The following is a 12,457-nucleotide window of genomic DNA, read 5'->3' on the forward strand; positions in this document are numbered from 1 at the left end:
CCCCATGGTTATCCTGCCCGAATTATGGCGGTCACACACGTATTGAGGAGTACGCGGCCGCTTTCGGGGAGGATATCATGAAGTTTCTGCTGGCCGTTTCGCGCGCCATCGATGCCGCCAATGCAGCCATTGGCAAAGGCATTTCCTGGCTGCTTCTCGCGGCCATTTTCATCAGCGCCATCAATGCCGTCATGCGCAAGGCGTTTTCGATGAGCTCCAACGCCTGGCTTGAATCGCAGTGGTATTTGTTTTCCGCCGTGTTTCTGATCGCCGCCGCCTACACGCTTCTTAACAACGAGCACGTGAAGGTCGATCTGGTCTACGGAAATCTTCCGCGCAAGGGGCAGCTGTGGGTCGACATTCTCGGGACCATCTTCTTTCTCATGCCTTTCTGCCTCATCACGGTCTATCTCTCCTGGCCGGTGTTTCTGCAGAAACTTGCTTCCGGTGAGGTTTCAAACAACACGGGCGGCCTCATTCAATGGCCCGTCTGGGCGCTGATACCGATTGGCTTCAGCCTTCTCGCCATCCAGGGCGTTTCGGAACTCATCAAGCGTGTCGCGATCCTGCGCGGCGATATCCCCGATCCCGTTGCAGAGGCTGACGCCGCGGCGGCAATGCTCTGATCGAAGGAAAAAACAACAATGGCATTCATTGCGGAAAATCTCGCGCCGATCATGTTTGCGGCGCTCATCATCGTGCTGTTGCTCGGCTATCCCGTGGCATTCGCGCTAGCCTTTGTCGGCTTTTTCTTCGGCTTCATCGGGATCGAACTCGGCCTGCTGCCAGCGACGCTGTTCCAGGCCATTCCCGATCGCATATTCGGCCAGATGTCGAACGAAACGCTGCTGGCGATACCGTTCTTCACCTTCATGGGGCTCATTCTTGAAAAGAGCGGCATGGCGGAGGATTTGCTGGACACAATCGGCCAGCTGTTTGGGCCGGTCCGCGGCGGCATTGCGTTTGCCGTGATCTTCGTCGGGGCAATTCTGGCCGCCACCACCGGCGTCGTCGCCGCCTCGGTTATCTCGATGGGCCTCATCTCGCTTCCCATCATGTTGCGCTATGGTTATGACCGCAAGGTCGCCGCCGGCACGATCGCGGCTTCCGGCACGCTGGCGCAGATCATCCCGCCCAGCCTCGTGTTGATCGTGCTGGCCGACCAGCTTGGCCGTTCGGTGGGCGACATGTACAAGGGCGCGCTCGTTCCGGGTCTCATGCTCGTGGCGGCCTATGCGCTTTATATCATCGTGACCTCGATCATCAGCCCCACGAAAGTCCCGGCCCTGCCGTTGGAGGCGCGGACCCTGCGCGGCACCAAGCTGCTGCTCAAGGTCATCACCTCGCTGGTGCCGCCGCTCGTCTTGATATTCCTCGTGCTCGGCACGATCTTCCTTGGGATCGCCACCCCCACGGAAGGCGGTGCCATGGGTGCTGTCGGCGCGCTTGCCCTTGCGCTTGCCAACCGCAAGCTCAATTTCGGTCTGATCCAGCAGTCGCTGCACGCCACGGCGAAGCTGTCGTCCTTCGTGCTGCTCATCCTGCTCGGCGCGCGCGTCTTTTCCCTGACCTTCTATGGCGTGAACGGCCACGTCTGGGTCGAGCATCTGATGACATCGATCCCGGGCGGCGAGATCGGCTTCCTGATCGTCGCCAACCTGCTGGTCTTTTTCCTGGCCTTCTTCCTTGATTATTTCGAGCTGGCCTTCATCATCATCCCGCTGCTGGCGCCGGTCGCCGATGCGCTTGGCATCGACCTGATCTGGTTTGGCGTGATGCTAGCGGTCAACATGCAGACGTCGTTCATGCACCCGCCCTTCGGTTTCTCTCTGTTCTTCCTGCGATCCGTCGCACCGACGCGGGTCTACAAGGATCGGATCACGGGACAGACGATCCAGCCGGTCACCTCGTCCCAGATCTACCTGGGCGCCATTCCCTATCTGTTCATCCAGCTGACCATGGTCGTCATCATCATCGCCTTCCCCGGCATCGTGATGCACTACAAGTCAGGCGCCAAGGTGGCGGATCCTTCGTCCGTCCATATCAACGTTCCCATGCCGAGTGCGGGAACGGACGCCGATCCCTTCGCCAATCCTTTCTCGGCACCCGGCAACAGCGCACCGAGCTTCGGAAAGCCGGCCACCCCATGACAATCGGCCGGGCGCAAAAGCGCCCGCCGCAACAAAAATCGCTGACGTTCAATAGGAGGAGGTAATCTATGAAGGTCAACCCAGGTCGCAGACAACTCTTGTCGGGCGGCGTACTTGCAGGGGCTGCTGCGGCTGCTTCGGCACTTGCGACACCCGCCATAGCCCAGTCTTTGCCAACCGTTCGCTGGCGTCTCACGTCCGGCTTCCCGAACAATCTGGACACGATCTATGGCGGCGCCGTCGTCATGGCCAATGCATTGAAGGCGATTACAGGCGGAAAGTTCGAAATCCAGGTCTTCCAGGCCGGTGAAATCGTTCCCGGCGCCCAGGCCATCGACGCCGTAAAAGCCAATACCGTCGAGATTTCCCATACCTGCGGCTATTATTTCACCGGGAAAGATCCGACATTCGCCATCGGTTCGACCATCCCCTTCGGCCTGAACGCCCGCCAGCAGAACGCATGGCTCTACCACGGCGGCGGCAACGAGGCTTACAACGAATTCCTTTCCGATTACGGCGTCATCGGCATTCCCGGTGGAGCAACGGGCGCCCAGATGGGCGGCTGGTATCGCAAGGAGATCAAGAGCCTCGAGGATATCAAGGGCCTCAAGATGCGTATTGCCGGCGTCGCCGGACAGGTGCTCGCCAAGCTTGGCGCGGTGCCGCAGCAGCTTCCGGGCGGCGACATCTATCCGGCGCTGGAACGGGGCACCATTGATGCCGCGGAATGGGTCGGTCCCTATGACGACGAAAAGCTCGGCTTCTACCAGATCGCGCCATACTACTATTATCCCGCATTCTGGGAAGGCGGACTGACGATCCACTTCTTCGTCAACAAGGACCAGTACGCAGCATTGCCTGATGAATACAAGGCAGCGCTCGACACCGCCTGCAAGGCCGCCAACATCAACATGCAGGCGCTGTACGACGTCAAGAACAAGGATGCGATCCGCTCGCTGGTTTCCACGGGCACGCAGCTTCGCCCGCTGCCCCGCGATGTGCTCGACGCCGCCTACAAGGCGACCTTCGAGCTTTATGACGAGTACACGCAGAAGCATCCCGCATGGGCCAAGATCTATCCGGGCTGGAAGAAGTTCCGCGACGAGAGCTTCGAATGGTTCCGCGTCGCCGAATATACCTATGACAGCTACGGCTATGCCATGCAGACGGCCGGCAAATAAGCCGACATAGACTTTACTGAGGCCCCCGAATGGCGACATTCCGGGGCCTCAACCCTTTGGCGGCTATTCTTTGATAAGCCCGTTATCGATCGCATAGCGGATGAGACCGGCGGTCGTCGCTATATCCAGTTTCCTCTTGATGTTCTTGCGATGGGTTTCCATCGTGCGCTCGGCGATGTCGAGCGCCAGGGCAGCGTCGCGATTGCTCTTTCCGCGCGCGATCAGCAGCAGAACTTCCTGCTCGCGTGTCGTCAGCGCCTTCAGCCTGCCGGAAGACCCTTCCATCAGCACATCGCGAACGCCAGAGGAAAAATAGGTGCCGCCGGCAGCCACGGTTTCGATTGCGGCGACTATTTCTTCGGTCGCCACGTCCTTCAGAATGTAACCGGCCGCACCATACATAACCGATGTCGATATATATTCCCGGCTGTCATGCATCGACAGCATCAGCACCCGGGCGGAAAGCTGCTTTTCCTTGAACAGCTCCAGGGCATCGATGCCATTGATCTGCGGCATGTTGATATCCATCAGCACCACATCGGGCCGCGCGGCGACAGCCGCGTCGATACCGGCCATGGCGGACACGGCGGTTCCAACGACTGCGAGATGCTCGTAAGTCTCGAGGACGGCCCTCAACCCATCCAGAACCAGAGGATGGTTGTCTATCAACAACACACGGATCGGATGAACGGTCACTCGGCGGCCTCCTGCAAGCCGCCATTGCGATCCTTCATGGCGGTGATGGGCAGCACCGCCCGCAGAACGGTTCCCTTTGCCGAGCTTTCGACATCCAGCCTGCCCCCGAAATGCGTCATGCGTTCCTGCATGTTTCTCAAACCGAGCCCCTTGCTCGCCGGCATCCCGTTTTCCGTCCGAACGGCCGGAAAGCCGCGGCCATTGTCGCTGACATCCATCTGGACCCGTTCATCGCGACTGGAGAACCGGATGGCGACCTGCGTCGCGCCGGCATGGCGCTCGATATTGGTCAGCGCCTCCTGCGCGACACGGTAAAGCGCAACCCGTGCCTCCGGGACAAGCATATGCTTGAAGGTCACGGATTCAAGCGTCGCCGCTATTCCCGTGCGTTCGGAAAAACTCGAGATGAGGGATTCCAGAGCCGCCGTCAGCCCCAGATCGTCGAGGACACGCGGGCGAAGATCGTGGGAGATGCGGCGGACTTCCTTGATCGCTTCGTTCAGCGCAATGGCGCCTTTGCCGATTGCCTCAACAGCGCGGACATTATCCGGCGTGACCTTGCGCCGCGCGAGATCGATCGCAAAACGCACGCCGACGAGATTTTGGGAAATGCCGTCATGCAGCTCCCGGGCAATGCGCAGACGCTCCTCCTCCTGGGTATCGATGATCCTTTGCATCAATTCCTTGAGCCGACCATCCGCCAGCCGCTGCTGGCGCAGATTGAGCAGCATGCAGGTGGCAAACACCAGCAATACGGCGGGAACCGCAAACAGGGCGACGATCAGGAAGTTCCAGGTGATCGAATGCCGCAACTCCTCCTTCGCCGCTGCCGTCGTCGCAAAAACGTCGTCGAGGTAAACGCCGGTACCGATCATCCAGCGCCATTTGTCGAGGCCGGCGGCAAAAGAAAGCTTGTCGGCCATTTTTTTGGTGGAAGGCTTTTCCCACTTGTACTGGACCAGCCCTCCCCCCTTTTTCGCCTCGACGATCAGATCGTAGATCACCCGGTTGCCATCGGGATCGTGGAGATCCAGCCAGTTGTTCCCCGGACGGAAATTCTGTCGCGGATGGACCACGTTCAGCCCGTCATAGTCATAGACGAAGAAATAGCCGTCAGTGCCGTAGTCGAGACCGGTCAGGATGCGCTTGACCTCTTCCTTCGCGGCCTCGTCATCAGGTCCTGCCTTGTCATAGACCGAGCGGATCGCCGAAAGGGCAAGATTGGTGAGGTTAAGGAGTTCAGCCTCCTTTGCCGCGAGCATGTTTCGTTCGAACGCATCGATGCTCGTGCGCGCCAGCGTCATGGACTGCCACGTGATCAGCGCTGTGATGACGATAATCGCAAGAACGAGAGGCCCGATGGCCAATGCGAGAATCTGGCTCCTGAGTTTCATGCGCCCCCCGACACATTCATCTTGCACACTTCACTTCACAACACTTAATGCCGCAAATCGGCGACGTTGGAAAGCGAGCCGCGCGACGCGACCGTGAGTGACCCTATCCAGGTTTGCAACCTGAGGGCAGCCTTCAATCATTTCTGTGGCGCGTGGGGTAAACGGCGTTCCCGTTTTCGTCAGGCCTGATCCAGGGCAAGGGTCAGGTCGGCGACAAGATCGTCGGGATGTTCTATGCCGATTGACAGCCGGATCGTGGAATCCAGCACACCGATGCGCTGGCGGACATCGGCAGGAACTCCCGAATGCGTCATCGTTGCAGGGTGAGACGCAAGAGACTCCGTGCCGCCGAGGCTTACCGCGAGTTTGAATATGTTGAGCGCATTGAGAAATTTGAAAGATGCGGCCTGCCCGCCGACGATGTCGAACGAGAAGGTCGATCCCGCGCCGGAGCATTGAGCAGCGAATACCCTGCCAACCGCGGACGCCGGATCGCTGAACGGCAGGTAATGGATTTTCTCGACCTTGGGGTGCGTATTCAGGAATTCCGCCACCACCCTGGCGTTGCTGTCCGCCCGCTCCATCCGGATCTGCAGCGTCTCAAGGGAACGTCCGAGCATCCAGCACGAATGCGGATCGAGCTGCGTGCCGATTGCTCCACGCAATGCCTTCACCTGTTTCATGACATCCTTCCGGCCGAGCGCTGCCCCGGCAATGAGGTCGGAATGCCCGCCAACATACTTCGTCAACGAATAGAGCGAGATGTCCGCACCGTATTCGATGGGCCGCTGGAACACCGGGCCGAGAAGCGTATTATCGCAGGCGATGATTGGCCTGTGCCCCTGCCTTTCGCTGATCACATCGGCGACCCGGCTCATCATCGAAATATCGACAATGCTGTTTGTCGGATTGGCGGGGGTCTCGATGAGGATGACGGAGACCCTGCCTTTCGTCATCGCCTCTTCTGCGGCAGCCATCACCGAGGTTTCGCTGACACCATCGGCGAAACCCACTGCCGAGACGCCGAAATTATGGAAGGTCTTGGCCAGCAGCGTCTCCGTGCCGCCATACAGCGGCTGGGAATGGAGCACGGTGTCACCGGGTCGCACGAAGGCGAAAAGTGTCGTCGAAATGGCGGACATGCCCGAGGAGAACAGCGCACAGCTCTCGGTGCGCTCATAAACGGCAAGACGATCCTCGACGATTTCGCTGTTCGGATGGTTGAAGCGCGAATAGACGAGGCCCGCGCCCCTGCCCTCCGGCGGCTCCTTGCGGCCGGAGACGTAGTCGAAGAAGTCGCGCCCGTCTTCCGCCGATTTGAAAACGAAGGTCGATGTCAGGAACACGGGAGGCTTGACGGCGCCCTCCGACAATTCCGGATCATAACCGTAATTGAGCATCTGGGTTTCAGGATGGAGAGCGTGGTTGCCGATATGGGTTTTGGACGGATGCGGCGCGGTCATTTCCGATGATCCCTGAGCTGGCGTTGAACTACCCGCAGGTTACACGCAGTGAAACCAAAATACCTTGCATTCTGAAGCGTCAAGTTATCTCATGAAGCAATATATTGCGGAGAACGGTCATTTATGTCGCAAAAAATTGCAGACCCGATCGACAGGCGGATACTCAAGGAATTGTCTGCCGATGCGCGGATCACCAACAACGAACTTGCCGAGCGGGTCGGACTGTCGGCATCGGCGTGCCTGCGGCGGCTTCGACGCCTGGAAGAGATGGGCGCCATCAAAGGGTACTCCGCGATCATCAATCCGGCAATCGAGGGATGGACCATGACCGCCCTTGCGTCCGTCCGCCTCAGCCGCCAGCACGATGACGAAATCCGGATGTTCGAGGCGGCCGTGCTTGACTGGGACGAGGTTCTCGAATGTCATCTCGTCACGGGTCCGAGGGACTACATGCTCAAGGTCATGTGCGGTGGGCTGGAGGATTACGAGCGTTTCATCAAGGACAAGATTGCAAAGCTGAAATGCGTCGAGACCATTGAGACCAGCTTCGTCATGAACACCATCAAGGCGCGGCGCATCTGAGCTTCGCGGCCACGGCGGTAACCCGCTTTCTCATCAGGCCCGCCGCCCATCGGCGCTAATCGTTCCCGATTGCTTCAAGCCAGATGCTGACGGCGACAGCTCCCGCATCGGGATGTCCTATAGCTCGCTCGCCAAGATAGCTCGCGCGCCCGAGCCGCGGCTTCATAGACGCGGTCGCCTCGGCGCCTGCGATGCCTGCCGCCGAGGCGGATCGCCAGGCCTCGTCGGTCAAAGCTCCGGCTGCGAGCTTGTCCCGGAACGTTTCCGCCGCCGGATTAAGCGCATCTATCATCGTACGGTCCCCCGGTCTCGCACCACCGAGTTCCGAGACGGCAAGAACGGCAGCCACGAACGCCTCCGCCATCTGTTGGTCCGTCGGCTTTTCGATCCCGGCAAGATGGCGCGAAGCGCGCATCAGGCCCGTGGCGTAAAAGGGGCCCGAGCTTCCGCCGATTGCCTTCCGCATCGCATTCGCCATCGCCATCAAGCCACCGGACACATCTGCGAAGCTCTCCCCCGGCAGCGCCAATATTGCTTCGGCGCCTCGCACCATGCTTGTCCCAAGGTCACCGTCGCCCGTAACACTGTCGAGCTGCGTCAGTTTAGGCTCTGCAGCGATCAGGGCTCGGGCGACCCGCTCCGCCGCGGAACGCAGTCGTTCACCGGCTGCTGTTATTTCGATTTCCGCAGTCACGCTCTTCTCGACACCTGCCGAAGGCAAGACGCGGTTGCGGTTCACCGCACCGCCGCGCGGCCATGCGCCGGCGTCGGTCGGCGCATCGATGAGGTTGAGCATTGCGTCGTCCACATGCATGACCGACAAAGAAAAGCCGGGCATATCGAGGGCGGAGAGGAAGGTACCGGCCCATGCCCGTTCGACCACGACGCCCTTTGCTTCCAGGCGTGTGATGGCGGATCGCGCCACGACCGCAAGTTCCATTGGCGGCGTCGATCCCAGTCCGTTGACCAGAAGCGCAACCCGGTCTCCGCTCTTCAGCCCGCCATCGGCTTCGATCGTCTCGAGGACCAGCTTCACAAGCTCGTCCGCCGATGCGATGGACATCCGCCGGACGCCCTGTTCGCCATGGATGCCGAGCCCGACTTCGATTTCAGCGTCGCCAAGGACGAAGCCCGGTCTGCCGACGGCAGGGAGCGTGCAGGAGCCCAGCGATATTCCCATGGAGGACAATTTTTCGGCGGCTTCCCGGGCGATGCGAGCCACCTCTTGAAGGGGAAGTCCTTGCTCCGCGGCCGCGCCGGCGAGCTTGTGAACGAGCACTGTGCCTGCAATACCCCGGCGGCGGTCGTCGGGAACTGTGTCCTTCAAGGCGACATCATCGGCGACGACCACGATCTCGACCGGAATTCCTTCAGCCCGCGCCAGTTCGGCCGCCAATCCGAAATTCAGCCGGTCGCCCGTGTAGTTCTTGACGATAACCAGAGCGCCGGCGGGTCCGGCCGCAGCCCTGATCCCGGCAAGAACCGCATCGGTGCTTGGCGAGGTGAAGACATCGCCTGCCACCGCAACGGTCAGCATGCCCGCGCCGACATAACCCGCATGGGCTGGCTCATGGCCACTGCCCCCGCCCGACAGCACCGCCACCCTGCGCTTTTCAGGGGCCTGAAGGCCAGACCGGATAACGACATTCTCATCCGCAAGCAGGACCGTCGCGGGGCTGAGGGCCACCACGCCTTCGAGCATGTCCCGCACAACGGTGGCTGGATCGTTGATGAGCTTCTTCATGCCTTACTCCTCGATGCAGTTCGTTGGCCGGCGGGGACACGCACGTGCCCTGCTGACCGTGAACAAGCACGATCTCCCGGCCAATTTCAAGTTCCAGCTATTCGAACTCGCGACATCGATTGTGGGCGCGCGAGGGAAACACAGGTGCATATCCGCCATTGCCTCTCGCGGCGGAGGCGCTATCATGATCGCGCTGTATGACGGTAAGCTTTGGGAGGAGCGATACGTGAGACGGATGTGGCCAGACGAATTTGCGTTTCTGCTGGACGGTGCAGAAGAGGTTGACCTACATATTCCATCGACGGCGCATGACGATGGTTCGCCCGGAAAAACAATATCCAGAAAGGCCTTGAAAGCCCGGATCAGCCAGCAGGATTTTGAAAATATCTGGCATCTCGCAGAGGCCCGCTACCGGCTGAACGGCAGGTTCTCTGACAAGGCGATTACGCTGATCGCCAACAACCCCCACTACCAGAAATGGCACCCTTCCGACGGCGGCAGCATCGAAAGCGTCTCCGATAGCGGTCAGAAATACACGACACGCTATGTGATCGTGCATTTTCTTCTGGATGATGTCAGCGAAGCTGTCGAAGCCTGAGATCCGGAGGGGCGGTTCCTGCCGGTGAGTGGTGGAGGGGCCTCGAAAGCCATATTTCGGGGATTTAGAACTGGGAGCAACAGTTTGCGCTTGGCCCATTGCTCATGTCGTCAGCTAACTGTCGTGACAAACGCAGAACCCCGCAAGGTCTCCGTTTGTCACTGCCGTGCGTGCCAGCATCGTACCGGCTCAGCGTTCGGTGTCGCGGTATTTTATGAAGCCGATCAAGTTACTGCGTCGGGAGAATACCAAACCTACATGCGGCCCGGAGATAGCGGGAAGAGCCTGGAGTTCCGCTTCTGCCCCGTCTGTGGATCGACCGTCTATTGGATACCGGAATTTCGGCCCAATCTCGTCGCCATCGCCTTGGGCTGTTTTGAAGATGCAAGCGCTATGGAACCAACTCAGAGCGTTATGAGGAGACCCGCCATGCTTGGGTTTCCCTTTCTTTTCGAGATTCTGGAGAGAAACGTTAACGGGCAAATTCATTGCAGGGACGTCGAATTCCGTCGGATCGATACAGGGTCATACAAAGTTTGAGTTGACCCTCTTGGACGGTGAGGCGAGACTTGAATGCCTGAACGATGGGGGAAATGATGGATCAACCACACCGATGGCGCCATATGGCAAGCGCGCCGAAAAACGGAGATCGGATTCTCATCACGATACGTCCGTCCGAACAAGGGCCATCCCAAGTTGACCTTGCGTACTGGTCGAAGGGCGACCAGTACGGTTCAGAAGGCTGGCGTGCCTCAGACTCGTCGCCAGGGCGGATCATCGAATACTCGGAGCCGGAATTGAAGTGCTGGATGCCTATGCCCTCAGCCAATACCGATGGCCTTGCGATGCCCGCTCCCTGGGAAGGTGACGATGCCCGGGAGCTTGATGGGTCCGGGATCTGAGGATAAACGCCAAAGCAATGAGCCCGCGCAAGGCGGGACATTCCATCGCGATAGACGATTTCGGCACCGGCTATTCCAGCCTTCAATATTGGCAGGGGCTCCCCATGGATGCCCTGAAGATCGACAAGTCCTTCGTCGACACGACTGGCAGGAAATCCGCAACCAGCACCGTTACGCTGCATATTACCGGAATGGCGCGTGAACTTGGCCTGTTGACCCTCTGCGACGGTATCGAGACGGAGGAGCAGGCAGCGTATCTGCGGGAACACGGCGTGGACTTCGCTCAGGGCTGGCTTTTTTCGAGGGCCCGGCCTGCCCCCGAAACGCTTTCGCTCGGCTCCTTCACTTCTCCGTGCTGTTTATTTTTCGAACGCTTCTTCTGGTCGCGTTCTTGAGAAGGTGCAGCGCCAGAACGCAAATTTTCTGCGGAACAATCGGTAGATGTTGAAGTTACTCTTCTTCAGGAGGAGGACAATCTATGATCACCAAAGCCATTTTTGTGGGGGCAGCCGCTGCCTTGACGACGCTTTTTTCCACTGTGGCACTGGCGCAGACCGACCTGACCATGTGGTATCACGGCGCGGGCAATGTGGAAGAACGCAAGATTCTGGCCGGCATCATCGAGGACTTCAATTCGTCCCAATCGGACTGGCGGGTCTCGCTTCAGGAATTTCCCCAAACCGCCTATAACGAATCCGTCACCGCCGCCGCGCTCTCCAACAAGCTGCCAGACATTCTGGATGTCGACGGCCCGAACATGCCGAACTGGGCCTGGTCCGGTTATCTGCAGCCACTGCAGATCGACGAGGCAAAGCTTGCCAATTTCCTGCCCGGCGCGGTGGGAAAGTGGGGAGACAAGCTCTATTCGGTCGGCCTGTGGGACGCGGCTGTCGCGGTCTTTGCCCGCAAATCGGTTCTCGATGAAAATGGCATTCGCATTCCAACGCTGGACCGGCCGTGGAGCGGCGAGGAATTTAATGCCGCGCTCGAAAAGCTCGCGGCCAGCGGCAAGTTCGAATATGCGATCGACCTCGGTATGGCCGATAAAACCGAATGGTACAGCTATGCCTTCAGCCCATTTCTGGAAAGCTTCGGCGGAAGCCTGATCGACAAGGAAAATTATCAAACCGCCGAGAACGCCCTTAACGGAGACAATGCCATCAAGTTCGGAGAATGGTGGCAGTCCCTGTTCCAGAAAAAACTGGCACCCGGAACATCGCAATCGCCTGCCGACCATGAAACCGGCTTTCTGGAAGGCCGTCACGCGCTGCAATGGATGGGCAACTGGGTTGCGGTGAAGGCTCTGGAGAAATATGGAGACGACCTGCTGTTCCTGCCTGCCCCTGATTTCGGAAACGGTCCGAAGATAGGTGCGGGATCCTGGCAGTTTGGTGTATCGGCCACCAGCAAGCATCCCGAAGGCGCATCCGCCTTCATCGAGTTCGCCATACAGGACAAATATCTCGCGCAGTTCTCCGATGCGATCGGCCTGATCCCGGCCACGTCTTCGGCAGCCCAGATGACGGAGAACTATAAACAGGGCGGCCCGCTCGAAGTTTTCTTCGAGCTCTCCAAGCGTCAGGGAACGTTGCGCCCGGTGACGCCGGCTTACGCCTTCATCTCGCCGGTGTTTTCGAAAGCGGTGTCTGACATTGCCAATGGCGCGGATGTCGCCGATACGCTGGACAACGCGGCCGACGAGATAAACAACAACATAGAACGCAATTCCGGTTACCAACCCAAATAG

General features: G+C 59.3%; 12 protein-coding genes and 1 pseudogene. 9 read left to right on the plus strand and 4 right to left on the minus strand.

What is annotated here, in order from left to right:
• Positions 1–77 precede the first annotated feature (77 nt).
• The 3 genes from ACQZ40_RS17200 (at position 78) to ACQZ40_RS17210 (ending at position 3,331) form a co-directional block, all read left to right on the plus strand.
• Positions 78–626 carry a TRAP transporter small permease subunit gene (locus ACQZ40_RS17200; RefSeq protein WP_059761233.1) on the plus strand — a complete coding sequence of 183 codons (549 nt, stop codon included), beginning with the start codon at positions 78–80 and terminating at the stop codon, positions 624–626.
• A gap of 18 nt (positions 627–644) precedes the next feature.
• Positions 645–2,150, plus strand: coding sequence for a TRAP transporter large permease (locus ACQZ40_RS17205; RefSeq protein ID WP_448748323.1), 1,506 nt, complete (start codon positions 645–647; stop codon positions 2,148–2,150).
• A 68-nt stretch (positions 2,151–2,218) separates the two neighbouring features.
• The gene (locus ACQZ40_RS17210; protein ID WP_448748324.1) at positions 2,219–3,331 is read left to right on the plus strand and encodes a TRAP transporter substrate-binding protein; all 1,113 of its coding nucleotides are present in this window, start codon (positions 2,219–2,221) and stop codon (positions 3,329–3,331) included.
• 63 nt (positions 3,332–3,394) lie between these two features.
• On the opposite strand, the gene mctR is transcribed toward ACQZ40_RS17210, so the two are convergent.
• From mctR to ACQZ40_RS17225, 3 genes are all read right to left on the minus strand, one after another.
• Complete coding sequence (gene mctR / locus ACQZ40_RS17215; protein WP_448748325.1) at positions 3,395–4,027, minus strand: two-component system response regulator MctR; 633 nt, start codon at positions 4,025–4,027, stop codon at positions 3,395–3,397.
• Positions 4,024–5,421: a two-component system sensor histidine kinase MctS gene (mctS, locus tag ACQZ40_RS17220; RefSeq protein WP_448748326.1), complete on the minus strand. Its 1,398-nt coding sequence runs from the start codon at positions 5,419–5,421 to the stop codon at positions 4,024–4,026. The genes mctR and mctS overlap by 4 nt, the downstream gene beginning before the upstream one ends.
• Positions 5,422–5,600: 179 nt before the next feature.
• Positions 5,601–6,884, minus strand: a complete 1,284-nt coding sequence (locus ACQZ40_RS17225) for a cystathionine gamma-synthase family protein (RefSeq protein ID WP_125146510.1) — start codon at positions 6,882–6,884, stop codon at positions 5,601–5,603.
• Between the two features lie 123 nt (positions 6,885–7,007).
• Here ACQZ40_RS17225 and ACQZ40_RS17230 point away from each other — a divergent pair, with 123 nt between their 5' ends.
• Entirely contained in the window at positions 7,008–7,466 is a 459-nt protein-coding gene (locus ACQZ40_RS17230; protein WP_003521846.1) for an Lrp/AsnC family transcriptional regulator, read from the plus strand.
• A 55-nt stretch (positions 7,467–7,521) separates the two neighbouring features.
• On the opposite strand, the gene ACQZ40_RS17235 is transcribed toward ACQZ40_RS17230, so the two are convergent.
• Positions 7,522–9,210, minus strand: coding sequence for a dihydroxyacetone kinase family protein (locus tag ACQZ40_RS17235; RefSeq protein WP_078052891.1), 1,689 nt, complete (start codon positions 9,208–9,210; stop codon positions 7,522–7,524).
• Between the two features lie 235 nt (positions 9,211–9,445).
• Here ACQZ40_RS17235 and ACQZ40_RS17240 point away from each other — a divergent pair, with 235 nt between their 5' ends.
• The 5 genes and pseudogenes from ACQZ40_RS17240 to ACQZ40_RS17260 all read left to right on the plus strand — a co-directional run bounded on the left by ACQZ40_RS17240 (position 9,446) and on the right by ACQZ40_RS17260 (position 12,457).
• Positions 9,446–9,808, plus strand: a complete 363-nt coding sequence (locus ACQZ40_RS17240) for a hypothetical protein (RefSeq protein ID WP_065654901.1) — start codon at positions 9,446–9,448, stop codon at positions 9,806–9,808.
• A gap of 84 nt (positions 9,809–9,892) precedes the next feature.
• Positions 9,893–10,284, plus strand: a pseudogene (locus tag ACQZ40_RS17245) (GFA family protein).
• Between the two features lie 120 nt (positions 10,285–10,404).
• Positions 10,405–10,710, plus strand: coding sequence for a hypothetical protein (locus ACQZ40_RS17250; protein WP_065654962.1), 306 nt, complete (start codon positions 10,405–10,407; stop codon positions 10,708–10,710).
• A gap of 17 nt (positions 10,711–10,727) precedes the next feature.
• Complete coding sequence (locus ACQZ40_RS17255) at positions 10,728–11,105, plus strand: EAL domain-containing protein (RefSeq protein WP_448748327.1); 378 nt, start codon at positions 10,728–10,730, stop codon at positions 11,103–11,105.
• Between the two features lie 83 nt (positions 11,106–11,188).
• Positions 11,189–12,457: a sugar ABC transporter substrate-binding protein gene (locus tag ACQZ40_RS17260; protein WP_104679853.1), complete on the plus strand. Its 1,269-nt coding sequence runs from the start codon at positions 11,189–11,191 to the stop codon at positions 12,455–12,457.

This window comes from Agrobacterium sp. 16-172Ci, from assembly GCF_053522725.1.

Bases quoted from the DNA above. Each gene is read 5' to 3' on its own strand.
- ACQZ40_RS17200 (WP_059761233.1), top strand. From the start codon at position 78: ATGAAGTTTCTGCTGGCCGTTTCGCGCGCCATCGATGCCGCCAATGCA.
- ACQZ40_RS17205 (WP_448748323.1), top strand. From the start codon at position 645: ATGGCATTCATTGCGGAAAATCTCGCGCCGATCATGTTTGCGGCGCTC.
- ACQZ40_RS17210 (WP_448748324.1), top strand. From the start codon at position 2,219: ATGAAGGTCAACCCAGGTCGCAGACAACTCTTGTCGGGCGGCGTACTT.
- mctS (WP_448748326.1), bottom strand. From the start codon at position 5,421: ATGAAACTCAGGAGCCAGATTCTCGCATTGGCCATCGGGCCTCTCGTT.
- ACQZ40_RS17225 (WP_125146510.1), bottom strand. From the start codon at position 6,884: ATGACCGCGCCGCATCCGTCCAAAACCCATATCGGCAACCACGCTCTC.
- ACQZ40_RS17230 (WP_003521846.1), top strand. From the start codon at position 7,008: ATGTCGCAAAAAATTGCAGACCCGATCGACAGGCGGATACTCAAGGAA.
- ACQZ40_RS17235 (WP_078052891.1), bottom strand. From the start codon at position 9,210: ATGAAGAAGCTCATCAACGATCCAGCCACCGTTGTGCGGGACATGCTC.
- ACQZ40_RS17240 (WP_065654901.1), top strand. From the start codon at position 9,446: ATGTGGCCAGACGAATTTGCGTTTCTGCTGGACGGTGCAGAAGAGGTT.
- ACQZ40_RS17250 (WP_065654962.1), top strand. From the start codon at position 10,405: ATGGATCAACCACACCGATGGCGCCATATGGCAAGCGCGCCGAAAAAC.
- ACQZ40_RS17255 (WP_448748327.1), top strand. From the start codon at position 10,728: ATGAGCCCGCGCAAGGCGGGACATTCCATCGCGATAGACGATTTCGGC.
- ACQZ40_RS17260 (WP_104679853.1), top strand. From the start codon at position 11,189: ATGATCACCAAAGCCATTTTTGTGGGGGCAGCCGCTGCCTTGACGACG.